Annotated in this window: 22 protein-coding genes, 2 tRNA genes and 1 pseudogene; 8 read left to right on the top strand and 17 right to left on the bottom strand. The window is 67.3% G+C overall.

Going from position 1 to position 23,758, the window contains the following annotated elements; all coding sequences use genetic code 11:
• Nucleotides 1-3: 3 nt before the first annotated feature.
• From BN4346_RS33595 to BN4346_RS33585, 3 genes are all read right to left on the bottom strand, one after another.
• Nucleotides 4-609, bottom strand: a complete 606-nt coding sequence (locus BN4346_RS33595; protein WP_078058628.1) for a vitamin K epoxide reductase family protein — start codon at nucleotides 607-609, stop codon at nucleotides 4-6.
• Between the two features lie 2 nt (nucleotides 610-611).
• Nucleotides 612-1,367, bottom strand: coding sequence for a DsbA family protein (locus BN4346_RS33590; protein ID WP_067971393.1), 756 nt, complete (start codon nucleotides 1,365-1,367; stop codon nucleotides 612-614).
• A gap of 65 nt (nucleotides 1,368-1,432) precedes the next feature.
• Nucleotides 1,433-2,536: an alpha/beta hydrolase gene (locus BN4346_RS33585; protein WP_067971390.1), complete on the bottom strand. Its 1,104-nt coding sequence runs from the start codon at nucleotides 2,534-2,536 to the stop codon at nucleotides 1,433-1,435.
• Between BN4346_RS33585 and BN4346_RS33580 the strand changes: the two genes are divergently transcribed.
• Nucleotides 2,535-3,380 carry an aldo/keto reductase gene (locus BN4346_RS33580; protein WP_208863235.1) on the top strand — a complete coding sequence of 282 codons (846 nt, stop codon included), beginning with the start codon at nucleotides 2,535-2,537 and terminating at the stop codon, nucleotides 3,378-3,380. The two genes, BN4346_RS33585 and BN4346_RS33580, sit on opposite strands and share 2 nt — an antisense overlap.
• Nucleotide 3,381: 1 nt before the next feature.
• Nucleotides 3,382-4,221, top strand: coding sequence for an aldo/keto reductase (locus tag BN4346_RS33575; RefSeq protein ID WP_067971388.1), 840 nt, complete (start codon nucleotides 3,382-3,384; stop codon nucleotides 4,219-4,221).
• A gap of 94 nt (nucleotides 4,222-4,315) precedes the next feature.
• Here the strand turns inward: BN4346_RS33575 and BN4346_RS33570 are convergent, their stop codons facing one another.
• Genes BN4346_RS33570 through BN4346_RS33560 form a run of 3 tightly spaced genes read right to left on the bottom strand, consistent with a single transcriptional unit; the run spans nucleotide 4,316 to nucleotide 8,918 of the window.
• Nucleotides 4,316-5,032: an HNH endonuclease family protein gene (locus tag BN4346_RS33570; RefSeq protein ID WP_067971386.1), complete on the bottom strand. Its 717-nt coding sequence runs from the start codon at nucleotides 5,030-5,032 to the stop codon at nucleotides 4,316-4,318.
• A complete protein-coding gene (gene recG, locus BN4346_RS33565; protein WP_067971384.1) occupies nucleotides 5,029-7,257 on the bottom strand; it encodes an ATP-dependent DNA helicase RecG in 2,229 nt (742 codons plus the stop codon). The genes BN4346_RS33570 and recG overlap by 4 nt, the downstream gene beginning before the upstream one ends.
• 2 nt (nucleotides 7,258-7,259) lie before the next feature.
• On the bottom strand, nucleotides 7,260-8,918 hold the full coding sequence (locus BN4346_RS33560) for a DAK2 domain-containing protein (protein ID WP_067971382.1): 1,659 nt from the start codon (nucleotides 8,916-8,918) through the stop codon (nucleotides 7,260-7,262).
• A gap of 193 nt (nucleotides 8,919-9,111) precedes the next feature.
• On the opposite strand from BN4346_RS33560, the gene rpmB reads away from it, so the two are divergent.
• Nucleotides 9,112-9,303 carry a 50S ribosomal protein L28 gene (gene rpmB, locus BN4346_RS33555; protein WP_024443272.1) on the top strand — a complete coding sequence of 64 codons (192 nt, stop codon included), beginning with the start codon at nucleotides 9,112-9,114 and terminating at the stop codon, nucleotides 9,301-9,303.
• Nucleotides 9,304-9,377: 74 nt separating this feature from the next.
• Here the strand turns inward: rpmB and BN4346_RS33550 are convergent, their stop codons facing one another.
• The 4 genes and pseudogenes from BN4346_RS33550 to BN4346_RS33535 form a co-directional block, all read right to left on the bottom strand.
• Nucleotides 9,378-10,058 carry a uracil-DNA glycosylase gene (locus BN4346_RS33550; RefSeq protein WP_067971379.1) on the bottom strand — a complete coding sequence of 227 codons (681 nt, stop codon included), beginning with the start codon at nucleotides 10,056-10,058 and terminating at the stop codon, nucleotides 9,378-9,380.
• Nucleotides 10,059-10,064: 6 nt separating this feature from the next.
• Nucleotides 10,065-10,583: pseudogene (locus BN4346_RS33545) on the bottom strand (thiamine-phosphate kinase); the annotation flags it as partial.
• Nucleotides 10,584-10,720: 137 nt separating this feature from the next.
• Nucleotides 10,721-11,833: a D-alanine--D-alanine ligase family protein gene (locus BN4346_RS33540; protein WP_067971377.1), complete on the bottom strand. Its 1,113-nt coding sequence runs from the start codon at nucleotides 11,831-11,833 to the stop codon at nucleotides 10,721-10,723.
• Between the two features lie 37 nt (nucleotides 11,834-11,870).
• Nucleotides 11,871-12,899, bottom strand: a complete 1,029-nt coding sequence (locus BN4346_RS33535) for an NAD(P)H-dependent glycerol-3-phosphate dehydrogenase (RefSeq protein ID WP_067971376.1) — start codon at nucleotides 12,897-12,899, stop codon at nucleotides 11,871-11,873.
• A 60-nt stretch (nucleotides 12,900-12,959) separates the two neighbouring features.
• Between BN4346_RS33535 and cofC the strand changes: the two genes are divergently transcribed.
• From cofC to mutT1, 3 genes are read left to right on the top strand one after another with little or no spacing between them, the layout of a single operon-like run.
• On the top strand, nucleotides 12,960-13,649 hold the full coding sequence (gene cofC, locus BN4346_RS33530; RefSeq protein WP_067971373.1) for a 2-phospho-L-lactate guanylyltransferase: 690 nt from the start codon (nucleotides 12,960-12,962) through the stop codon (nucleotides 13,647-13,649).
• Nucleotides 13,639-15,768: an RNA degradosome polyphosphate kinase gene (locus BN4346_RS33525; RefSeq protein ID WP_067971371.1), complete on the top strand. Its 2,130-nt coding sequence runs from the start codon at nucleotides 13,639-13,641 to the stop codon at nucleotides 15,766-15,768. Before cofC ends, BN4346_RS33525 begins: the two co-directional genes overlap by 11 nt.
• A 52-nt stretch (nucleotides 15,769-15,820) precedes the next feature.
• Nucleotides 15,821-16,753, top strand: a complete 933-nt coding sequence (mutT1, locus tag BN4346_RS33520) for an 8-oxo-(d)GTP phosphatase MutT1 (protein WP_067971367.1) — start codon at nucleotides 15,821-15,823, stop codon at nucleotides 16,751-16,753.
• 48 nt (nucleotides 16,754-16,801) lie between these two features.
• Here the strand turns inward: mutT1 and BN4346_RS33515 are convergent, their stop codons facing one another.
• The 3 genes from BN4346_RS33515 to leuC all read right to left on the bottom strand — a co-directional run bounded on the left by BN4346_RS33515 (nucleotide 16,802) and on the right by leuC (nucleotide 19,748).
• Nucleotides 16,802-17,497 (bottom strand): HU family DNA-binding protein, encoded by a 696-nt coding sequence (locus BN4346_RS33515; protein ID WP_067971365.1) that lies wholly within the window; start codon nucleotides 17,495-17,497, stop codon nucleotides 16,802-16,804.
• Between the two features lie 188 nt (nucleotides 17,498-17,685).
• Complete coding sequence (gene leuD / locus BN4346_RS33510) at nucleotides 17,686-18,282, bottom strand: 3-isopropylmalate dehydratase small subunit (RefSeq protein ID WP_067971363.1); 597 nt, start codon at nucleotides 18,280-18,282, stop codon at nucleotides 17,686-17,688.
• A gap of 47 nt (nucleotides 18,283-18,329) precedes the next feature.
• The gene (gene leuC, locus BN4346_RS33505) at nucleotides 18,330-19,748 is read right to left on the bottom strand and encodes a 3-isopropylmalate dehydratase large subunit (protein WP_067972340.1); all 1,419 of its coding nucleotides are present in this window, start codon (nucleotides 19,746-19,748) and stop codon (nucleotides 18,330-18,332) included.
• Between the two features lie 55 nt (nucleotides 19,749-19,803).
• Here leuC and BN4346_RS33500 point away from each other — a divergent pair, with 55 nt between their 5' ends.
• Both BN4346_RS33500 and BN4346_RS33495 read left to right on the top strand, forming a co-directional pair.
• On the top strand, nucleotides 19,804-20,505 hold the full coding sequence (locus tag BN4346_RS33500; RefSeq protein WP_067971361.1) for an IclR family transcriptional regulator: 702 nt from the start codon (nucleotides 19,804-19,806) through the stop codon (nucleotides 20,503-20,505).
• A gap of 41 nt (nucleotides 20,506-20,546) precedes the next feature.
• On the top strand, nucleotides 20,547-21,047 hold the full coding sequence (locus BN4346_RS33495; protein ID WP_067971356.1) for a pyridoxamine 5'-phosphate oxidase family protein: 501 nt from the start codon (nucleotides 20,547-20,549) through the stop codon (nucleotides 21,045-21,047).
• 63 nt (nucleotides 21,048-21,110) lie between these two features.
• Here the strand turns inward: BN4346_RS33495 and BN4346_RS33490 are convergent.
• From BN4346_RS33490 to BN4346_RS33475, 4 genes are all read right to left on the bottom strand, one after another.
• A tRNA-Glu gene (locus BN4346_RS33490) sits at nucleotides 21,111-21,183 on the bottom strand.
• Between the two features lie 73 nt (nucleotides 21,184-21,256).
• Nucleotides 21,257-21,328, bottom strand: a tRNA-Gln gene (locus BN4346_RS33485).
• A gap of 110 nt (nucleotides 21,329-21,438) precedes the next feature.
• Nucleotides 21,439-22,911: a glutamate--tRNA ligase gene (gene gltX / locus BN4346_RS33480; protein WP_067971353.1), complete on the bottom strand. Its 1,473-nt coding sequence runs from the start codon at nucleotides 22,909-22,911 to the stop codon at nucleotides 21,439-21,441.
• The gene (locus tag BN4346_RS33475) at nucleotides 22,908-23,696 is read right to left on the bottom strand and encodes a fumarylacetoacetate hydrolase family protein (protein ID WP_067972338.1); all 789 of its coding nucleotides are present in this window, start codon (nucleotides 23,694-23,696) and stop codon (nucleotides 22,908-22,910) included. Before BN4346_RS33475 ends, gltX begins: the two co-directional genes overlap by 4 nt.
• Nucleotides 23,697-23,758: the final 62 nt, after the last annotated feature.

Raw genomic sequence — 23,758 nt, 5'->3', positions numbered from 1 at the left:
CCCCTACAGCAGCGTTATCCAGTAATCCTGAAACCGAATAAATACCAACAGAAATAACGCGATAAACCATAACGCAGCGATGGTCCAACGCCATCGGTGCAAATGCTGCAAATTTTTGCGTATACCACCCTGCTCAGATGCTAGGGCTGCGAATATCACCAGCAGGCACACCGTGACCGCCCAGACCACCATGCAGTACGGGCACAGCGCCCCAATCCGGTACAGACTCTGGAAGATCAGCCAGTGCACGAACCCGGCGCCGGCCAACGTGCCGAGCGCCAACCCAGTCCAATACCACTGCGGCAACGGCACATTCGCGACGGCCAGCACGCCGGTCACGACCACCACGGTAAAGGCGACGATCCCCATCAGCGGGTTCGGGAACCCCAGCACCGACGCCTGCGGGGTGACCATCACCGAGCCGCAGGACAACACGGGGTTGAGGTTGCACGACGGCACGTACCCCGAGTCCATCAGCAGCTTGATCTTCTCGACGGTCAACGTGACCGAGGCTGCCAATCCGATGACGCCGCCGATCAGCACCGCCCAAGCCCGGGACGCCGCGATCGGCACCGCCTCTTGGGGCGGCTCGACCGCCGAAGCCGTGATCGTCACGACTCCTGTTTCGGTGCGTCCATGCCCGGCACGTCACCGACGATCTCGCGGATCTTGGAGACCAGGGCTTCGGGAGTCGAGGGGCGGTAGTCCTCGCCGTTGATGCGCAGGGTGGGGGTGGCGTGGATGCCCCCAGCCGCAGCCATACCGCCCACCATCTTCAGGTACTTCCCACTGTTGATGCAGGCCGGCACACCGCCGGCAGCGCCGGCCTGGCGGGCCAGCTCGATCAGACGCTTGTTGTCGGGGAACTCGGTCCCGATCTCCGACGGCTGCAGCTGCTCGGTGTAGAGCGCGGTGTGGAACCGGCGGAAGGCGTCCTTGTTCTCGTCGGCGACGCAGTAGGCGGCGGCTCCGGAGCGTGAGGAGTAGTCATCGTTCTGCGGCCGGTCCAGGATGGCGACCATGTGGTAGTCGGCGGCGATTGCCCCGCTGTCGATCAGCCGGGACACCGTCGGGCCGAACGCCCGCTCGAGATTGCCGCAGGCCGGGCAGAGGAAGTCCTCGTAGAACGTCAGCACGGCCTTGGGCTCGTCCGTCCCGTCCTTGGTGATCAGCTTGCTCGAGGTGACCCGGATCGCCTCGCCGGCGCCGGCGCCCTTCTTGTGACCGTTGGACATCACGATGTAGCCGATGAGGCCCACCGCGAAGACCACCACGATGGCGACGAGCCCGATCTGCATTGCGAGGTTGCGTTTCTGGTCGCCGGCCCGCAGGCCGGAGGCGCCGGGGCGTTTGGGTTTGCTGGCCACAGTCGGTTGGTCCTCGTCTTCGGTGGTCGGTTTGCGGATCAGAATACCGGCGGGAGCCCTGGAGCTCAGCCGCGGCTGAGGTGCGCGCGCAGCGCCGAGATCAACTCACTGGTCGCGGCCGCGCTGCCGCCCCCCAGCGGAAACAGGTTGATGAAGGCATGCGTCAGCGACGGCAGCTGCCGCAGGTCCACCACCACCCCGGCCTCGCGCAGCGCCGCCGCGAACGCTTCACCTTCGTCGCGCAGCGGGTCGAAACCGGCGACGGCCACCAGCGCGGGCGGCAATCCAGACAGGTCGCCGGCCAAAAGCGGCGATACCCGCGGGTCGGTCGGGTCAAGCTGTGAGCGGCCCACATACTGGTCGGTGAACCAGTCGATGTCGTGTTTGGTCAGCACAAAGCCGTCGCCGTAGAGGGTGCGCGAACGGGTCTGGGCGGTGCAGTCGGCCATCGGGTAGATCAGCCACTGCAGCACGGGCGCCGGTCCCCCGCCGTCACGTGCCAGCAGCGCCACTCCGGCGGCCAGGTTGCCGCCGGCACTGTCGCCGCCCACCGCCACCTGTCCGGGAATCCCACCCAGCTCCGCGGCGTGATCGTAGGCCCAGCGGAACGCGGCGTACGCGTCGTCGAGCGCGGCCGGGGCGGGATGCTCGGGCGCCAGCCGGTAGTCGACCGACAGCACCGCGATGTCGCCGTCTCGGCAGGTCAGCCGGCAGACCGCGTCGTGACTGTCCAGGGTGCCGATCACGAATCCGCCACCGTGGTAGAAGACCAGCAGCGGCTTGGCGCCACCACCGACCGGGCGGTAGTGCCGGGCGGCGATGTCGCCGGCCGGGCCGGGCAGCACGATGTCGCGAACATCGACATGGATGTCAGCGCCGCCAAGCCCGGCGGTCGTCTCGCGCAGCTGGGCCCGGGAGGCGGCCGCGTCGTCGCCGATGACGAAGCCGTTGAGGCCCATCGCATGCTGGGCCGCCAGCGTCAACCGCAGGGTGGGGTCCAGGGTCTTGCCGTCGATGGTCACCGACCGCCCGCCGGCCAGCAGCCGCTGGATCCCGGTCGGCAGCACCGGCGTCACCTTGGTGCCGACTGTCAGAAGGGTGCTCCGCAGCTGGTCGGTCCACCGCGCTCCCCCGCCGGAAGTGAAGCCGCCTGGCAGACTTCGTGTCATGGCTGCTGGAGATAACTTGCGTTCGGTCACGCTCAACGACGGTAATTCCATCCCCAGCGTCGGTTTCGGGGTTTACAAGATTTCACCCGCCGAGACCGAGCAGGCGGTGCACACCGCACTGGCTGCCGGATACCGTCATGTCGACACCGCCGCCCTGTATGACAACGAGCGTGAGGTCGGCCGGGCCGTCGCGGCATCCGGGCTACCGCGCGACGAGGTGTATGTGGTCACCAAGGTGTGGAACGCCGACCAGGGCTACGACTCCACGCTCAGGGCGTTCGACACGAGCATGGACCGTCTCGGCCTGGAATTTCTGGACCTGTACCTGATCCACTGGCCGCTGCCGGCGGCCGGCAAGTTCGTCGAGACCTTCCGGGCGCTGGCCCACCTGCGAGATCAGGGCCGGATCCGCTCGATCGGGGTGAGCAACTTCGCACCCGAGCACCTCGAGATGCTGATCGACGGCACCGGGATCGTTCCCGTCGTCAACCAGGTCGAGTTGCACCCGCGTTTCAGCCAGCCCGAACTGCGTGAGGTGCACGCCCGCCTCGGAATTGCCACCGAAGCCTGGGCACCGCTGGGCCGGGGTTCGCTGCTGGCTCATCCGGCGGTCACCGAGGTGGCGCGGCGGTGCGGCAAGACACCGGCCCAGGTGCTGATCCGGTGGCATCTCCAACTGGGTAATATCGTGATTCCGAAATCGGTCCATTCGGAGCGTATCGTCGGCAACTTCGAGGTCTTCGACTTCGAACTCGGCACCGCCGAGATGGCCGAGATATCCTCGCTCGACGACGGCGCCCGATTGGGACCCGATCCGCGAACATTCGATTACACAGGTAGGTGAAATGACGTCGGGCTCTGCGATCCCCTCGGTCACCCTCAACGACGACCGCACCATGCCGACGCTGGGCATCGGGGTGGCCGAGTTGTCCGAAGCCGAAACCGAGCGTGCGGTCTCGACGGCCCTCGAGCTGGGCTGTCGGTTGATCGACACCGCCAAGGTGTACGGCAACGAGGCTGCGGTGGGCCGGGCCATCGCCGCGTCGGGCATCCCGCGCGAGGAGGTGTTCGTCACCACCAAGCTGGCCAACGCCGATCAGGGACTGACCGCCGCCATCGAAGCCTGCAAGGCCAGCCTGGAGCGGCTCGGAATGGACTACGTGGACCTGTACCTGATCCACTGGCCGGCTCCGTCACTGGGCATGTACGTCGACAGCTTCGGCGGACTCATCCAGACTCGGGAGCTGGGACTGGCCCGCTCCATCGGGGTGTGCAACTTCACCGAGAATCACCTCGACGACGTGATCGACCTGGCGTTCGAGACGCCGTCGGTCAACCAGATCGAGCTGCACCCGCTGCTCAACCAGGCTGAGCTACGTGCCGCCAACGCCGAGCGCGGCGTCGTCACGCAGGCCTACAGCCCGCTGGCGGTGGGCCGGTTGCTGGAGCACCCGACCGTGACGGCTATCGCCGGCGAGTACGGCAAAACCCCGGCGCAGGTGCTGATCCGGTGGAGCCTGCAACTGGGCAACGTGGTGATCCCCCGGTCGGCCCAGCCCGAGCGCATCGCGGCCAACCTCGACGTGTTCGGCTTCGAGCTGGCCGATGAGCACATGGCGAGCCTGAACGGCCTCAATGACGGCACCCGGGTGCGGGAAGACCCGCTGACCTACAGCGGTATCTGAGCGGGCTCCGCGCGAGTCCGAGCCCACGAAGCTGAATCCTGCGACAGCGCACCGGCGTGTCCCGTCGTGGAATTCAGTCTCGACGGATGCTCCGCTATCGGGTCGGGCAGGTGGCCGCTGCCTGACGCAGCACGTCGGCTGATGGCGCATCGAGGCGCAGCGCGTAGCCCCGCAGCACCGCAATGTAGGCGATGGCGTACTGGCAGGCGAACGATCTATTCGGTGGCATCCACTGCCCAGGACCCGCATCGCCCTTGTCCTGATTGCCCTGCCCGGCGACCGCCAGCAGGTTGGCCGGGTCATTGGCGAACCGCAGACGTTGGCGGAACGGCCAGGCGGACGCGCCCATATCCCACGCGTAGGCCAGCGGGACGATGTGGTCAATCTGCACCGCTTCGCCGATCTTCGCGCCGCGGGTAAAGGCGACGACGGCGTTGGTGTAGGGGTCGTGCAGGGTTCCGGTGGCCACCGCGTCGGCGCAGCGCTTGGTCGACACGTGCGTGATGTCCACCAGATCCCGGTTGAGGATGTCGTCGCGGGTGTCGCAGCCGTTGTGTCCGCCCGGCGCGTCGTTGTCGTCATCCCAGGCGTCGCCGAACACTGAACGGCGGTAGTCGTAGCGGTGGGTGCGGACCGGAACGACGGTGATGCCGGCCAGCACGTCGGTGCCGGCCGCCACCGTGGGCATGCCGGCCTGCGCTGCTAGGGCACGGCTGCTCCTGCCCACTGCTGACACCGCCTGGTAGGCCACCAGCACGGCGAGCACCGCCGCGACGGCCAGCCACAGCAGGGTCCTGCGGCTCGGGTTCATGCCTTGTCCAGGTATTCGATGTCGGCGAAATGCGCGGCGAGCGAGGCCAATCCCCGATCATCGGGGTTGGTTTCCCAGGCCTGCATGCAGAATGCGCGGGCCGCCTCGATCACCTCGCCGTGATCGGCCAACGACAACAGCTTCAAGCCGCCTCGCCAACCGGACTGGTTGCGGCCCAACACATCTCCCTCACCACGCTCGGCCAGATCCAGATCGGCCAAGGCGAATCCGTCCAAGGTGCCTGCGACTGCCTTCAGGCGCTGACCCGCTTTGGATCCAGGACCGCTGGAGGTCACCAGCAGGCAGAGGCTGGCATGCTCGCCACGACCGATCCGGCCGCGAAGCTGGTGCAGCTGGCTGATACCGAACCAGTCGGCGTCGGCGATCAGCATGACGGTGGCATTGGGTACGTCGACACCGACCTCGATGACGGTGGTGCAGACCAGCACGTCGACCCCGCCACTGCGGAACGCCGTCATCACCGCGTCCTTCTCGTCCCCGGTTAGCCGCCCGTGCATCAAGCCCACCCGCAACCCCGACAGCGGCCCGGCCCGCAGTTGATCGAACAGCCCCACTGCGGTGGCCGAGGTTCGGCCGCCCTCATCGTCCGAACCGGGTTTGCTCGGCTCGTCGGTCTCGTCGATGCGGGGTGCCACCACGTAGGCCTGCCGTCCGGCCGTCACCTCCTCGCGAATCCGCGCCCAAGCCCGATCCAGCCAGGTCGGCTGCTCCTTGATGAAGATCACCGAGCTCGCGATCGGCTGGCGGCCGCGGGGCAGCTCGCGCAACGTCGAGGTCTCCAGATCGCCGTATACGGTCAGGGCGACGGTGCGCGGAATCGGGGTGGCGGTCATCACCAGCAGGTGCGGAGTGATGCCGTCGGGGGCTTTGGCGCGCAACCGATCTCGTTGTTCGACTCCGAATCGATGTTGTTCGTCGACGACCACCATGCCCAGGTTGTCGAATTCGACCGCGTCGACCAGCAGGGCGTGCGTGCCCACGACGATGCCGGCCCGGCCGCTGGCGATCTCGGCGCGAGCCTGCTTCTTGGCGGCCGCGGACATCGAGCCGGTAAGCAGCGCCACCGCGGTGGCATTGTCGGCCCCGCCCAGCTGACCGCCGAGCGCCAGCGGCCCGAGCATGTCGCGTATCGATCGGGCATGTTGAGCGGCAAGGACTTCGGTGGGCGCCAACAGGGCGCACTGATAGCCGGCATCAACCAGCTGCAGCATCGCCAGCAGCGCCACGACCGTCTTGCCCGAGCCGACCTCGCCCTGCAGTAGCCGATTCATCGGACGGCTGGTAGCCAGTTCGCCTTCGAGCACGCCGAGCACCTCGCATTGCCCGGCGGTCAGCTCGAACGGCAACCGCCGCAACAGTTCTGCGACCATCCCGTTGCCACGGCGCGGTGCCGGTGACCCGGATTCGGACAATTCACCGTTGCGACGCATCGCCAACGCCCACTGCAGACCGAATGCTTCGTCGACGGCCAGCCGAGCACGGGCGCGGTCTCGTTCGGCCGCGTTCTCCGACAGGTGGATCGCGCGCAGCGCTTCGTCTTCGCCGAGCAGACCCCGTTCGGTGCGCACCGCAGTCGGCAGCGGGTCCGGAACCGGATCGAGCACGTCGAGCACCTGCCGCACACAGGCGAAGATGTCCCAGCTCTGCAATTTCGCGGTCGCCGGGTAGATCGGGTAGCAGCTGCGCTCGAAGTCCGACTGGTTGACCTGCCCGCTGACCTTTTGCGATGCATCGGCGATGTTGCGCAGCGAACTGCTGCCGAAGTTACGTTCCTGCGCCGCACCGTCGGCTTCCTTGAGTACCAGAAAGTCCGGATGGGTGAGCTGGATCGCACCCCGAAACAGCTTGACCTCACCGGACAGCATCACCCGGGTGCCGGGGGTCAACCGCCAGCGCAGGCCTTTGGGGTTGAAGAACGTCGCACTGACCTTGTTGCGGCCGCTACCGACGGTGACAGCGAGGTATTTGCCGTTGCGTCGCTGCATGTCTTTGAGCACCGCCGAGCCAATGGTGTCGACGATGGTGATGTGGTCGCCTTCGGCGGGGCGGCTGTCCGCCGCACCGCGCACCCCGGTGCCTTCGACGTAGCTGCGCGGGTAGTGCCGCAGCAGGTCGTCGACGGTACGGATACCGAAGAACTCCTCAAGTTTGCCGGCGGCATCCGAACCCACCACGCAGTCCAACCGGTCGGCCAACGTCACCATCGTTACTCGACCCCGATCAGCAGTGCGTCCCCCCGATGGCCAGTGAAGTAGGTCGCCAGTTCGGTTCCCGGGTGCTGGTCATGCACGTGCTGGGCCAAGACGTCCATGACATCTTCTTCTAACCCGTCGATGCCCGCCCCGAACAGCACCGTCACCAACTCACCGCCGGCGGCCAGCAACAGATCGATTAGACCGATCGCCGCCGCGCCCACGTTGCGGGCCACGATCAGCACCTCGTCTCCGGCGATGCCCAGACCGTCGCCGGGGCGGCAGGCACCAGCCCAGGTCAGCGCCTGTTCGGTGGCCACCCGGACCGATCCGAGCCGGGTGCTGCCGGCGGCCCGGGCCATGGTGTAGCCGTCATCGACCACCGGACGGCCAGGATCGTGGACTGCCAACGCGGACAGCCCCTGCACCATGGAGCCGGTCGGCACCGGCACCACGTCGATACCCCAGCCGATGGCCGCCGTACAGCCCGCCACCAGCTCCTCGGCGGCGACGTAGCCGTTGGGCAGCAACATCACCTGCGCCGCGCCGGTGTCCACCACCGCTCGCAGCAGCTGCTGGGCGGTGACCATCATGACCGGCTCGGCACTGTGCTGGTCGGGCCGTAGCACGCAGGCGCCCTCGGAGTCGAACAAGTCCTGCGCGCCCTCCCCGTCGACGACGGCCAACACCGCGCGCTCGCGGGCCCAGCTGCCAGGCGACACCCGAGCGGGTCCGGCCAGAGCTGAGATCTGGATACGCCGCGGCAGACCGAACACCAGGCCCGCCTCGACGGCGGCACCGGCGTCATCGGTGTGCACGTGCACCGAATATCCGCCGACCACGCCGGAGGTGGCGATGGCCACAGATTCTCCGAGCTGGTTCAGCCGCTCGCGCAGGGCTTCGGTGTCTTCGGGACCGCACTCGCCCAGCAGGTACATCACCTCGAACTGCGGCGCGGGAGCGTCGGTGCCGGCCTCCGGCGGCCGTGGGCACGGCGCGGGCTGGTATGCCGCCCGCACGGGCGCCTGCCCGGTGATCGTGGAGCGCAGGGCGTCGAGCAGCACCAGCAGGCCACGGCCGCCCGCGTCGACCACCCCGGCCTCGGCGAGCACGTCGAGCTGCGCGGTGGTCGCCTCCAGTGCCGCCGCGGCTGCGTCGGTGCCGGCCACCAGCGCCGGGCCTAGCTCGGCGCCCTGCGCCGCGCACGCTTCGACGGCCGCAGCGGCAGCCTGCAACACCGACACGATGGTGCCCGGGACCTCGCGGCCGCCCATCGAGGTGACCACCAGCTCAACCCCGTGCCGCAGACCGGCGCCGAGCAGGGCGGAGTCGATGACGCTGACGGCGGTGTCAAGGTTGTTTGGGGCCGTCACATCGGCCAGGCCGCGCAGGATCTGCGACAGGATCACCCCGGAGTTGCCGCGGGCCCCGTGCAGCGCCCCGGACGACAGTGCGGCCGCGACCCGGCCCACCTCGCCGGAGGCGGCCTCGGTGTTGGCCTCGGCCAGGGCCGAACGCATGGTGAACAGCATGTTTGTTCCGGTGTCGGAATCGGCGACCGGGAAGACGTTGAGCTGGTTGATCTCGTCGGTGTGGGTGATCAGGTCACCGACGGCGGTGTGCGCCCAGTCCCGCAAGGTGGCTGCATCCAGCCGACGATCGGGGTTGCCCACCTGCGCCCACCTTCCTGCCGCCACCTCCGGTGGCCGCAAGCCTAACCACTGCGGCCGACAGCACAGGTGACGTCCGTCCTGCCGGGATGGCGCGTTTTGGTGGTTGCCCCGCCGGGCGGGTATCCTGATCAGGTTGTCGGGCCACCCGCTGAGGTCGTTGGCCCTCAAGCAGACGTTTTGAGGAGTGTCACATATGGCTGCCGTGTGCGATATCTGCGGAAAGGGCCCCGGCTTCGGTAAGTCGGTGTCCCACTCGCACCGTCGGACCAGCCGTCGGTGGGACCCGAACATTCAGGTCGTGCACGCCGCGCGTCCCGGCGGTAACAAGCAGCGCCTGAACGCCTGCACCTCGTGCATTAAGGCCGGCAAGGTCGTCCGCGGCTAAGTCCGCTGTTTTCTCGCCGAGCGCTGGGACACCCGTCTCCGCTCAGGCAAGGGTGCGCGAGCGTCTGAACCGCGTTACTCCAGTCGCCAGTCGATCGGCTCGGCCCCCATCTGCGCCAGCAGCTCGTTGGCGCGGCTGAACGGCCGCGATCCGAAGAACCCACGCGACGCCGACAGCGGCGAGGGGTGCGCTGATTCGATCGCCATGCAGTGGTCGGACAGCATCGGCTTCAGCGTTCCCGCGTCACGTCCCCACAGGATCGCCACCATTGGCTGACTGCGGGCCATCAACGCGCGGATCGCACATTCGGTGACGGCCTCCCAGCCCTTGCCGCGATGTGAGGCCGGCGTGCCCGGCCGCACGGTGAGCACCCTGTTGAGCAGCAGCACACCCCGCTGCGCCCACGCAGACAGATCGCCGTTGGACGGCTTGGGATAGCCCAGATCCGCGGTGTACTCGGTAAAGATGTTCTCCAGACTGCGCGGCAGCGGCCGCACCTCCGGAGCGACGGAGAAGCTCAGTCCCACCGCGTGGCCGGGCGTCGGGTACGGATCCTGCCCGACGATCAACACTCTGACGTTGTCGAACGGAAACGTGAAGGCCCGCAAGATGTTCCGCCCTTCGGGCAGATAGCCGTGGCCGGACGTTGTCTCCTCGCGCAGAAATTGCCCCAGGGCGGCGACCTGATCGGTCACCGGTGCCAGCGCAGTGGCCCAACCGCTTTCGACAAGTTCAGGAAGTGGACGCGCAGTCATGGTGTCTCAACGTAGTGGGGCGCCGGAATCAAACGACTGCCAGCCCGCCTCGCCATCCCACACCGCCCCGTCGACCAGCACGCGCGCCGGCCCGTCCAGCACCTGCCCGATGGCCCGCCAACCGGCCGGCACCTCGGCGGGGAAGGCGGCGACCAGGGCATGGTCTTCTCCCCCGCCCAGAACCCACGACCAGGCGTCGGCACCGACCGCAGCAGCTGCGGAAGCCAAGGCCCGATAATCGGCTTGCAGGGCCGCCGTGGACACGTCCAATGTCACCTGCGATGCGGCGGCCAGGTGCCCCAGATCGGCGATCAGGCCGTCGGAGACATCGGTCATCGCCTGGGCCCCGGCGTCGGCGGCCGCCGCGCCCTGCCCGTACGGCGGCTCCGGGACCAGGTGGCGGCGTCTCAGTTCCGCAAATTCTGCTGCGCCCACGCCGTCGCTCCACAGCCGCAGCCCGGCCGCCGAGCGACCCAGCTCGCCCGCCACCGCCCGTGTCGCCCCGGGCCGCGCCCCGGACCGCAGCCCCATGCCGTCCCGATCAGGCCGGGCCCGCCGCGCTGACGGTTCACGCCGAGCGTGTAATCAGGCTAAAAATCTGCTTTTTCGCGCTGAGTGCACGTTCGGCGCCCTATGCCGAGCAGGCTCGCGTTCGCGATAGCTCAGCGCAGGCCCACGCCGCGCGCCAGGGCGGTCTCAACCATCGTCGCCAGCAGCGTCGGGTAGTCCACGCCGCTGGCCGCCCACATCCGCGGGTACATCGAGATGGTGGTGAATCCGGGCATGGTGTTGATCTCGTTGATCACCGGGCCGGTGTCGGTCAGGAAGAAGTCCACCCGGGCCAACCCCTGACAGTCCAGCGCGGCGAACGCCCGAATCGCCAACTCCTGCACGGCTTCAGCGACATCGTCGTCGATCTTGGCGGGCACGTCGAGTTCGGCTGCGTCGTCGAGATACTTGGTGGCGAAGTCGTAGAACGAGTCGTCACGGTCGGCCACACCGGACACCCGGATCTCCCCCACCGTGCTGGCGGCCACCGAGCCGTCGGGGAATTCGAGTACCCCGCATTCGATTTCGCGGCCGACGATCGCCGCCTCGACAATGACCTTCGGGTCGTGCCGGCGCGCCTCGGCGATCGCCGCAGGAAGCTCGTCGTACGACGTCACCCGACTGACCCCGATCGAGGACCCGCCGCGCGCCGGTTTGACGAACAGCGGCAGCCCCAGCCGCTCCCGATCGTCGATCGACAACGTCTCCTGGTTGGCCCGCAGCACCGCATACGGGCCGATCGGCAGGCCGTCGGCGGCCAGCAGCTTCTTGGTGAACTCTTTGTCCATGCCCGCCGCGCTGGCCAGCACGCCGGCACCGACATAGGGCACCCCGGCCAACTCCAGCAGTCCCTGGATGGTGCCGTCCTCGCCATAGGGGCCGTGCAAGACCGGAAACACCACATCGACCAGCTCCAGCACCTCCGCGGGCCCGGTGGCGGAGAACGCGACGAGCTGACCGGCTCGCTGCGGGTCGGCCGCCAACGCCAGTTCGGCGCCCGAGTCGGTGCTCACCGCCGGCAGTTGGCGGTCAGTGATCGCCAGTGTGTCGGGGTTACCGTCGGTGAGCACCCACGCCCCCTCCGGGGTGATGCCTACTGCGACGACCTCGAAGCGTTGCGGGTCCAGGTTGCGCAGGATGCTGCCCGCCGAGACGCAGGAGATGGCGTGCTCGCTACTGCGGCCACCGAAGACGACGGCCACCCGGGTGCGCTCGTGGGAATTCACACGCCAGAGGGTACCGGGCGGCCCGGGCGGGGGCGGCTTACTCCGGTTTGGTGCGACGTCCCAGCAGCAGCGCCACCGCCTCAGTGACCGACGACCCGGTGTGGCAGACCCGGTGCACGGCATCGGTCAGCGGCATCTCCACGTCGTAGCTCGAGGCCAGCGCCAGCACCGACTGGCACGACGTCACGCCTTCAACAACATGGCCGTCGGAGGTGCTCAACAGCCCCGCCGAGCCCGGCACCGGTGGCATCGCCTCACCCCGACCGAGCCGTTCGCCGAACGAACGGTTGCGCGAATGCGGCGATGTGCAGGTGGCCACCAAGTCGCCCACACCGGCCAGGCCGGCCAGGGTAGCGCCCTTGGCGCCCAGCGCGACTCCCAGACGGATGATCTCGGCCAGTCCCCGGGTGATGATGGCGGCCGCGGTGTTCTCGCCCAGCCCCACTCCGGCCGCCATCCCGCAGGCCAGGGCGATGACGTTCTTGCAGGCCCCGCCGATCTCGGTGCCGACGACATCGGAGTTGGTGTAGGGCCGGAAGTAGCCGGTGTTGAGCATGCGCTGCAGCGCCACCGCGCGACCGGAGTCGGTGCAGGCGACCACGGTGGCCGCGGGTTGCTCCGCGGCGATCTCCGCCGCCAGGTTGGGACCGGAGACTACCGCGACCTGACCGGTGTCAAACCCCGTCACCGAGGCGATCACCTGGCTCATCCGCATCAGCGTGCCCAGCTCGATGCCCTTGGCGACGCTGACCAGCGTGGCACTGTCGGTCAGGTACGGCGTCCATGCCTGGAGGTTGGCCCGCATGGTCTGCGCCGGCACGGCCAGCACCACGGTGGTCAAGCCGTCCAGCGCCTCGGCCGGATCGCTGGTGGCGCGCACCGCGTCGGGTACGTCGAAGCCCGGCAGATAGTCGGGGTTGCGCCGGGTCTCGTTGATCTGCGCGGCGATATCGGGCCGGCGGGCCCAGAGTCTGACGTCACTGCCGGCGTCCGCGAGCACCTTGGCCAACGCCGTGCCCCACGCGCCGGCGCCCATCACTGCGACCGTGCCCTCGGTGCCGCCCATCGCACACCACCTCCCTATAGGCGCATCACCTTAGCGGCGATCGCAAGCGGCGCTGGCAGGATGTCTGTTGTGCAGTCAACACAGGCCGAGGTGTCGGGCATCGGCCTAATCATTGCCGTCAAGCGGCTCAGCGTGGCCAAGACCAGGCTGGCGCCGGCGTTTCCCGCACCGCTGCGGGAGGCCGTGGTGCTGGCCATGCTGGTGGACACCATCAGCGCGGCGTCGGCCGCCCGGGGACTGGAACACATCACCGTGGTCACCCCCGATGAGGCCGCCGCGGCGGCCGCCGCCGAGCTGGGGGCCGAAGTGCTGGAGGATCCGACTCCGGAAGGTCACGACGACCCGCTGAACAACGCGCTTGCCGCGGCCGAAGCCTCGGTGACCGAATCCGTACCGAATATCGTTGTTTTGCAAGGTGATCTGCCGGCTTTGCAATCCTACGAACTCGACGAGGCGATTGCGGCCGCACGGACACACCAGCGCAGCTTCGTCGCTGACCGGCATGGGATGGGCACCGCGGCGCTCTTCGCCTTCGGCACCGCGCTGGACCCGAGGTTCGGCCGGGATTCCTCGAAGCGGCACCGGCAATCGGGCGCGCTGGAACTGACCGGTGCCTGGCCCGGCCTGCGCTGTGACATCGACACCCCGGAAGATCTGGCAGTGGCGCGACGGCTCGGAGTCGGCACGGCAACGGCCCGCGCGCTCGCACATGCCAAGTCCGGTGGCAGCACCACGCGCGATGAGCAATGATTTCGGGGTGGACGAAATCGAGGGCAGCGAACTCACCGAGACGCGTACCGACACTACTGACTGGCGTCCGCACGACGCCGCTCCGACCGCCCCTCCCGCTGCCACCGAGACGCTTCCGGCCGGCGACGACGACGAACTGCCCGCGGACCGCTACCTCAACCGCGAACTGAGCTGGCTCGACTTCAACGCGCGGGTGCTGGCGCTGGCCGCCGACACCTCACTACCGCTGCTGGAGCGGGCCAAGTTTCTGGCGATCTTCGCCTCCAATCTGGACGAGTTCTACATGGTCCGAGTCGCCGGCCTCAAACGCCGCGACGAGATGGGCCTGTCGGTGCGCTCGGCCGACGGCCTGACCCCGCGTGAGCAACTGCGCCGCATCGGCGAACGGACCCAGCAGATCGCCACCAGCCATGCCAGGGTGTTCCTCGACTCGGTCCGCCCGGCGCTTGCCGCCGAAGGCATCCACGTGGTGACGTGGGCCGACCTCCTGCCGGCGGAGCGTGACCAGCTGTCGGTGTACTTCCACGAGCAGGTGTTCCCGGTGCTGACGCCGCTGGCAGTCGACCCGGCCCACCCGTTCCCGTTCGTCAGCGGGCTCAGCTTGAATCTGGCGGTGACGGTCAAGCTTCCCGAGGTCGGTGGGAGTCACTTTGCGGTCCGATTCCTGCCGATGGAAGAGTTGATCGCGGCGTTCTTGCCGGTGTTGTTCCCCGGCATGGAAATCGTCGAGCATCACGCGTTCCGCATCACCCGCAACGCCGATTTCGAGGTCGAAGAGGACCGCGACGAAGATCTGTTGCAGGCCTTGGAGCGCGAGCTGGCGCGCCGCCGGTTCGGGTCACCGGTGCGCCTTGAGGTCGCCGACGACATGACCGAGCACATGCTGGAGCTGTTGCTGCGCGAACTCGACGTCGATCCCGGCGACGTCGTCGAGGTGCCCGGCCTGTTGGACCTGTCATCGCTGTGGCAGATCTACGGCCAAGACCGGCCGGATCTCAAGGACCGCACCTTCGTCCCGGCCACCCATCCGGCGTTCGCCGAACGGGAAACCCCCAAAAGCATTTTCGCCACCCTGCGTGAAGGCGATGTGCTGGTACATCACCCCTACGACTCATTCGCCACCAGCGTGCAACGGTTCATCGAACAGGCGGCCGCCGACCCGGGCGTGCTGGCGATCAAGCAGACGCTCTACCGCACCTCCGGTGATTCACCGATCGTCACCGCGCTGATCGACGCCGCCGAGGCCGGCAAACAGGTGGTGGCACTCGTCGAGATCAAGGCCCGATTCGACGAGCAGGCCAACATCAAGTGGGCCCGCAAGCTGGAGCAGGCTGGCGTGCACGTGGTGTACGGACTGATCGGTCTGAAAACCCATTGCAAGGTCTGCCTGGTCGTGCGTCGCGAGGGATCGACGATCCGGCGGTACTGCCATATCGGCACCGGCAACTACAACTCCAAGACCGCGCGGCTCTACGAAGATGTGGGACTGCTCACTGCCGACCCCGACATCGGCGCCGACCTGACCGACCTGTTCAATTCTCTGACCGGCTATTCGCGGAAAGTCTCCTACCGCAACCTGTTGGTGGCCCCGCACGGTGTCCGGACCGGGATCATCGAGCGCATCGAACGTGAGGTCGCGGCACACCGCCGCGCCGGCAACGGGCGGATCCGGCTCAAGCTCAACTCACTGGTCGATGAGCAGGTGATCGACGCGCTCTACCGCGCCTCTCGAGCCGGAGTGCAAGTTGAATTGTTCGTCCGCGGAATCTGCGCACTGCGGCCCGGAGTCGAGGGTTTCTCCGAAAACATCCTCGTCCGATCGATTCTCGGCCGATTCCTGGAGCACTCCCGCATCATCCATTTCCGCGCCATCGATGAGTTCTGGATCGGCAGCGCCGACATGATGCACCGCAATCTGGACCGTCGGGTCGAGGTGATGGTGCAGGTGAAGAACCCGCGACTGACCGCCCAGCTGGGCGATGTGTTCGACTCCGCAATGGATCCGGCCACCCGCTGCTGGGAGCTGGGGCCCGACGGCCAGTGGACGGCGGAACCGCAGGCCGGCGCCACCGTGCGCGATCACCAGGCGTCGTTGATGGAGCGGCACCGCAATCCCTGACCACCGGTCCACCACCGCCCAATAAGCCCGAATTGACCTGCAGGAGTGCAAGGTGCTCGAAACGACAGTGTCGAATGGCTCCGGGACGGTAGACAAGGTCGTCCACGCCGCCGGGGCGGTGCTGTGGCGGACGCGGCGCAATGCCGTTGAGGTGGCGCTCATCCACCGCCCGCGCTACGACGACTGGTCACTGCCCAAGGGCAAGGTCGATCCCGGTGAGACCGAACCGGTCACCGCAGTGCGGGAGATCCTTGAGGAGACCGGCCAACACGCACAGCTGGGCCGCCGGCTGGGGGCGGTCCGCTATCCGGTCACCCAGGGCGTCAAGAAGGTCCGATACTGGGCCGCACAGGCGCTGGGCGGAGACTTCGTGCCCAATCACGAGGTCGACGATCTGGTCTGGCTACCGGTCGACGCCGCAATGAAGGAACTGCAGTACGCCTATGACCGGAAGATATTGCGGCGGTTCGCCAAGCAGCCCGCGGACACCGAAACGGTGTTGATCGTGCGGCACGGTACCGCTGGGCGGCGGTCGCGGTTCTCCGGCGACGACCGCCGGCGACCGCTGGACAAGAAGGGGCGCGCACAGGCCGAAGCGCTCGCCGATCAGCTGTTGGCCTTCGGCGCTACCGCGGTGTACGCGGCTGATCGGGTCCGCTGCCAGCAGACCGTGGAGCCCTTGGCCGCCGAACTCGGGGTGGCGGTGCACAACGAGCCGACACTGACCGAGGAGTCCTACGCCGACGATCCGAAGCAGGCCCGCCGCCGGGTGTTGGAGATCGCCAAACTGGGCGGCACACCGGTTATCTGCACCCAGGGCAAGGTAATTCCGGACCTGATCGCCTGGTGGTGCAAACGCGACGGCGTCAGCCCGGACAAGTCCCGTAATCGCAAGGGCAGCACCTGGGTGCTGTCGCTGTCGGGCGGCCGACTGATCGCCGCCGACCACATCGGTAGCCCGCTGGCTACCCAAGCACTGGTGTGAACGACCGAGCGCCGCGGGGATAACCCCGCGGCGCTCGGCTATTCGTTGCTACTTGCGACCCTTACGGGCCGGAGCCTTGGCGGCTTTCTTGGCCGGAGCCTTGGTCGCTGCCTTCTTCGCCACGGCCTTGGTTGCTGCCTTCTTGGCGACAACCTTCTTGGCCGGAGCCTTGGTCGCTGCCTTCTTCGCAACAACCTTCTTAGCCGGAGCCTTGGCGACAACCTTCTTGGCCGGAGCCTTGGTCGCTGCCTTCTTCGCAACAACCTTCTTAGCCGGAGCCTTGGCCACAACCTTCTTGGCCGGAGCCTTGGTCGCTGCCTTCTTCGCAACAACCTTCTTGGCCGGAGCCTTGGCCGCAGTCTTCTTGGCGGCGGCCTTGGTGGCCTTCTTGGCCGGAGCCTTCTTGGCAGGCGCGGCGCTGGCACCAGCACCGCGCTTGACGGCCAGACCCTCGGACGGGACACGCTGCGCGCCAGAAACAATCGCCTTGAACTGCGCACCAGGGCGGAATGCGGGGACGGACGTCGGCTTCACCTTGACCGTTTCACCGGTGCGGGGATTGCGGGCCACGCGCGCGGCGCGACGACGACGCTCAAAAACGCCGAATCCGGTGATGGTGACGCTCTCACCCTTGTGGACGGCGCGCACAATGGCATTGACGAAATGCTCGACGGCCTCGGTCGCCGACCGGCGGTCGGTGTCCAATTCCTTTGTGAGCACCTCGATGAGCTCTGCTTTGTTCATCCAATCCCTCCGAAACCAGTGGCCCTACTTGAGCCGACTAGAGCACACGGTAAACCCTGATACCACTGATATCCAAGAGCCACGCGCAATTTCAGACGAGATTATAGGAGAATTCGGCAATCCGGTTACCGCCCTTGGACGCTGACGAGAGCGCCGTACCCACCGGAATTCAGCTCCGATGCGGGCCGTTAAGAAGCAGGCAGAGTGCGCGGTTTCCAGCCCGGGCGGGCAGCCTCGAATGCGTCTATATCATCGAGTTTCCGCAGCGTAAGGCCTATATCGTCGAGCCCTTCGGACAACCTCCAGGCGGTGTAGTCGTCAATCGTGAACGCCACCACCACCGTTCCAGCGGTGATATTCCGATCTTGAAGATTGACAGTGATTTCCAGCCCCGGGCTCTGCTCGATGACTTTCCACAGCAGTTCCACATCATCTTGGGCCACCTGGGCCGCCAGCAGGCCAGCCTTGCCGGCATTGCCGCGGAAGATGTCGGCGAATCGGGAGGAGATCACCACCCGGAACCCGTAGTCGAGCAGCGCCCACACCGCATGTTCCCGCGACGATCCGGTGCCGAAATCCGGTCCGGCCACCAGCACCGAACCTTGGTCGAAAGGGCTGAGATTCAGCACGAAGGACGGATCAGTGCGCCACGTGGCGAACAGGCCGTCCTCAAATCCGGTCCGGGTGATGCGCTTCAAATAGACCGCGGGAATGATCTGGTCGGTGTCGACATTGGACCGCCGCAGCGGGACTCCGATTCCGGTGTGGGTGTGGAAAGCGTCCATGACAAGGCTCCTTTTCGTGCCGTGGCGTCAGTTCAAGTCAGTTCAAGTCAGTTCAAGTCAGAGGGGGCCGACAGCGTCCCACGCACGGCGGTAGCGGCGGCCACGACCGGGGACACCAGATGGGTGCGTCCGCCCTTGCCCTGCCGGCCCTCGAAGTTGCGGTTGGACGTCGACGCCGATCGCTGGCCCGGCTCCAGCTGATCCGGGTTCATCCCCAGGCACATTGAGCAGCCGGGCTGGCGCCACTCGGCGCCCGCTGCGGTGAAAACCTCCGCGAGGCCTTCGGCTTCTGCTTGATTGCGCACCCGCATCGAACCCGGCACCACAAGCATCCGCACCCCGTCGGCAACCTGACGCCCGCGCAGCACTTCCGCCGCCGCGCGCAGGTCCTCGATGCGCCCGTTGGTGCACGACCCGACGAACACCGTGTCGACCGCGATATCGCGCATCGGGGTACCCGGTTGAAGGTCCATGTACGCCAACGCCTTCTCCGCGGCCCTCCGTTCGCCCTCGTCGTGGATCGCCTCGGGGTCGGGCACGTCGGCGCCCAGCGGGACGCCCTGTCCGGGGTTGGTACCCCAGGTCACGAACGGCGTCAGCGCATCCGCATCCAGGTGGACCTCAGCGTCGAACGTCGCACCGGGATCGGTGCGCAGGCTGCTCCAATAGGCCACGGCGGCGTCCCAGTCCGCGCCGGTCGGCGCGTGCGGCCGGCCCCGCAGATACTCGTAGGTGGTCTCATCGGGGGCAACCATGCCGGCCCGAGCGCCGGCCTCAATGCTCATGTTGCAGATCGTCATCCGCGCCTCCATCGACAGCGCCTCAATGGCGCTGCCCCGGTATTCGATGACGTAGCCCTGGCCGCCGCCGGTGCCGATCTGGGCGATCACCGCCAAGATGATGTCCTTGGCCGTCACGCCGTCGGCGAGTCGCCCATCGACATTGACCGCCATTGTCTTGAACGGCTTGAGCGGCAGCGTCTGGGTGGCCAGCACGTGTTCGACCTCGGAAGTGCCGATACCCATCGCCAGCGCACCGAACGCACCGTGGGTGGAGGTGTGGCTGTCGCCGCAGACCACCGTCGTGCCGGGCTGGGTGAGCCCCAGCTGCGGACCGATGATGTGCACGATCCCCTGGTCGATGTCGCCCATCGGGTGCAACCGGATACCGAACTCGGCGCAGTTGTGCCGCAGCGTCTCGACCTGAGTACGCGACACGGGGTCGGCGATCGGCTTGTCGATGTCGACCGTCGGCACGTTGTGATCCTCGGTGGCGATGGTCAGATCCGGGCGACGCACCGGACGACCGGCCAGCCGCAGCCCCTCAAAGGCCTGCGGGCTGGTGACTTCATGAACCAGGTGCAGGTCGATGTAGATGAGGTCGGGTTCGGTCCCGCCACCGGATACCACCACGTGGTCCGCCCAGACCTTCTCGGCCAGGGTGCGAGGCTGCTCGGTCTTGAACATCACTGCCATCCCTCGATCTGTTCCATCTCATATTATGAGACGCTAGTATCTGTATATGGGACAGCATAGCGGCATCGGCGTTCTGGACAAAGCACTGGCGGTGCTCCACTCGGTCGCCGAATCGCCGTGCGGGCTGGCCGAACTGTGCGACCGCACCGGCCTGCCCCGCGCCACCGCCCACCGGCTGGCCGCAGGCTTGGAGGCCCACCGGCTGCTCGGACGTGACAATGAGGGCCGCTGGCAGATCGGTCCCGCGATCAGCGAACTGGCGGCCCGCGCCGACGATCCGCTTCGGGCGGCGGGTGCCACGGTGCTGCCACGGCTGCGAGAGATCACCGGGGAGAGCGTTCAGCTGTATCGCCGCGAAGGCTCCGAAAGAGTCTGCGTGGCGGCGCTGGAACCGCCTGCGGGGCTACGAGACACGGTTCCGGTCGGCGCCCGGCTGCCGATGACGGCCGGCTCGGGCGCCAAGGTCTTGCTGGCCTACGCCGATCCCACGGTGCAACAGGAAGTGCTTCCGGAGGCCAAGTTCTCCAGCCGCAGCCTCTCGGAGCTGCGTCGGCGGGGCTGGGCGCAGAGCGTCGCCGAACGCGAGCCCGGGGTGGCCAGCGTGTCGGCGCCGGTGCGCGATCACCGCGGCACGGTGGTGGCAGCGATCTCGGTGTCGGGTCCGATCGACCGGTTGGGGCGTCGCCCGGGGGCACGCTGGGCCGCCGACCTGCTCGCGGCGGCCGCTGCGCTCACCGAGCAGCTGTAACCCGGGCGCGAGAGTCCTGGTCCGCCTGACAGACTGCAGAGATGGGAACCAAACAGCGCGCACAGATCGTCATGACCGATGCCGAGGTCACTGACTTCGTCAACACTCATCGCACCGGGACGCTGGCCACCATCGGACCCGACGGCCAGCCGCACCTGACCGCGATGTGGTACGCGGTGCTGGACGGCGAAATCTGGCTCGAGACCAAGGCCAAGTCCCAGAAGGCGGTCAACCTGCGCCGTGATCCGCGGGTCACCTTCCTTCTGGAAGCCGGTCAGACGTACGACACGCTGCGCGGGGCCGCCTTCGAGGGCGTCGCGGAGATCGTCGACGACCCCGACACCATCTTCCGGGTGGGCGTCAGCGTCTGGGAGCGCTACACCGGCCCCTACACCGACGAGATGAAGCCGGGTGTCGACGCGATGATGAACAACCGGGTCGCCGTGCGCATCGTCGCACGACGTACCCGCTCCTGGGACCACCGCAAGCTCGGGTTGCCGGCCATGCCGCTGGCTGGTTCCACCGCCCCGAAGGGCGACTGAACCCACTCGGGCCCGCGCCGACGCAAAAGGCCCGCACCGTGACGGTGCGGGCCTTTTGCGATGTACCCCCGATGGGATTCGAACCCACGCTACCGCCGTGAGAGGGCGGCGTCCTAGGCCGCTAGACGACGGGGGCTAGAACATTTCCGGGTTGCCAGCATAGCTCAACCCGTACAGCCCGCCTAATCGCTTGCAGCGGACCGCTTTTGCTGGGGTACCAGGACTCGAACCTAGAATGGCTGAACCAGAATCAGCTGTGTTGCCAATTACACCATACCCCAAGGACCAACAGAGGCCCGGCCATCACCGCTGGTCAGAGTGCCGGTGGGGCACTACTGGCCAGCCGTTCTTGGGCCGACGAGCAGACTACCAAACTTCTAGCGCGAAGTTGTCATCGCGCTTGTCCAACGCCTTCGCGGGCGCTCCGCAGCCGGTTCAAGCTGCGGTTAGAGCCCAACAGTTCCAGCGACTCGAACAACGGTGGGCTGACCAATCCTCCGGAGACCCCGACCCGGATCGGGCCGAACGCCTTGCGCGGTTTGAGCCCCAGATCGTCCAGCAGCGCGGCCTTCAGCGCGGCCTCGATGTTGGCGGTGGTCCACTCCCCCACGCCCGCCAGCGCAGCGATGGCCGCATCCAACACCGGAGCCGCGTCGGGGCCCAGCTCCTTGGCGGCGGCCCGCGAGTCCAGCTCGTAGTGAGCGTCGTTGAAGAACTTCAGCAGCGGCCAGGCGTCGCCGAGCACCACGATGCGGGTCTGCACCAGGGCAGCGGCCACCGCGAAGCCGGCGTCGTCCAGGCCGGTGTCATGTCCGTGGGTGTCGAAGAAACTGCGCAACCGTGCGGTGAAGTCGTCCAAGTCGAGCAGCCGGATGTGCTCGGCGTTGAGCGCATCGGCCTTCTTCTGGTCGAAGCGGGCCGGGTTGGAGTTGACGTTGACCACATCGAACGCGGCAACCATCTCGTCGAGGCTGAATACGTCGCGGTCGTCGGCGATGGACCAGCCCAGCAGTGCCAGATAGTTCAACAGCCCCTCGGGGATGAAGCCCCGGTCCCGATGCGCGAAAAGGTTCGACTGCGGGTCACGCTTGGACAGCTTCTTGGTGCCCTCACCCAAAACAGTTGGCAGGTGGCCGAATTCCGGGATGCGATCAGCGACTCCGATGCGAATCAGCGCCTGGTACAGCGCGATCTGGCGCGGCGTGGACGGCAACAGGTCCTCGCCGCGCAGCACGTGGGTGATCTTCATCATGGCGTCGTCGACCGGGTTGACCAACGTGTACAGCGGATCCCCGTTGGCGCGGGTCAGCGCGAAATCGGGAACGGTGCCCGCGGGAAAGGAGGTCTGCCCGCGCACCAGGTCCGCCCAGCCCAGCTCGGTATCGGGCATCCGCAGCCGCAGGACGGGCTTGCGGCCCTCGGCCAGAAAACCAGCCCGCTGCTGCGCGGTCAGATCACGGTCGAAATTGTCGTAACCCAGCTTGGGGTTGCGGCCGGCGGCGAGGTGGCGGGCCTCGACCTCCTCGGGGGTCGAGAACGCCTCGTAGGCCTCTCCGGCCGCTAGCAGCTGCGCCACCACGTCACGGTGGATGTGGGCGCGCTCGGACTGCCGGTACGGGCCGTAGGGGCCACCCACCTCGGGTCCCTCATCCCAGTCCAGATGCAGCCAGCGCAGCGCATCCAGCAGCGCCAAGTAGCTTTCCTCGCTGTCGCGTTCGGCGTCGGTGTCCTCCACCCGAAAGACCATGGTGCCGCCGGTGTGGCGGGCGTAGGCCCAGTTGAACAGGGCGGTGCGGATCAGCCCGACGTGCGGCGTGCCGGTCGGTGACGGGCAGAACCGGACGCGAACACCTGATGTGGTCACGAGTTTCCTTTGCGGATAACCGGATTGGACAGTGTGCCAATGCCTTCGATGGAGACGGACACGGTGTCACCGTGTTCGATGGGGCCGACACCCGCGGGGGTGCCGGTCAGCAGGATGTCGCCGGGCAGCAGCGTCATCACCGCGGAGATCCACTCCACGATGGCACCGACGTCGTGCATCATCAGCGAAGTCCGGCCATCCTGCTTGACCACCCCATTAACCTCGGTGCGAATCGCCAGGTCAGCCGGGTCGAGGTCGGTGACGATCCACGGTCCGATCGGGCAGAAGGTGTCATGGCCCTTGGCGCGGGTCCATTGCCCGTCGGACTGCTGCTGGTCACGGGCTGACACGTCATTGCCGATGGTGTAGCCCAAAATGTTGTCCTTGGCCCGCGCGGCCGGAACGTCCTTGCACGGACGCGAGATGACCACGGCCAGTTCGCCTTCGAAGTGGACCGGGGAAGCATTGGCGGGCAGCTGAATAGGCACGTTGGGCCCGATGATGGCGGTGTTGGGTTTGAGGAACATCGTCGGGTTGGCCGGTGGAGCGCCGCCCATTTCGGCGATGTGCGCCGCGTAGTTCTTCCCGATGCACACGACCTTGCTGGCAAGGATCGGCGCCAGCAGGCGCACGTCGGCCAACGGCCAGGACCGGCCGGTGAACTCCGGTGTGCCGAATGGGTGCTCGGCGATCTCGCGGGCGGTCATCTCGTGTGGCCGTTCCGGGTCTCCTTCAATGCTGACGAAGGCGACGCCGTCCGGGCTGGCAATTCGGCCTAGGCGCATTTGCACAAGCCTAATGGTGATCGCGAACGCGGCGAAGCCGGGCGAAGCGGTCGCCATTAATC

The sequence above is a fragment of the Mycolicibacter icosiumassiliensis genome (assembly GCF_900078685.2).
Lineage (GTDB): Bacteria > Actinomycetota > Actinomycetes > Mycobacteriales > Mycobacteriaceae > Mycobacterium > Mycobacterium icosiumassiliensis.
This window is presented reverse-complemented; position numbering and strand designations above follow the sequence as displayed.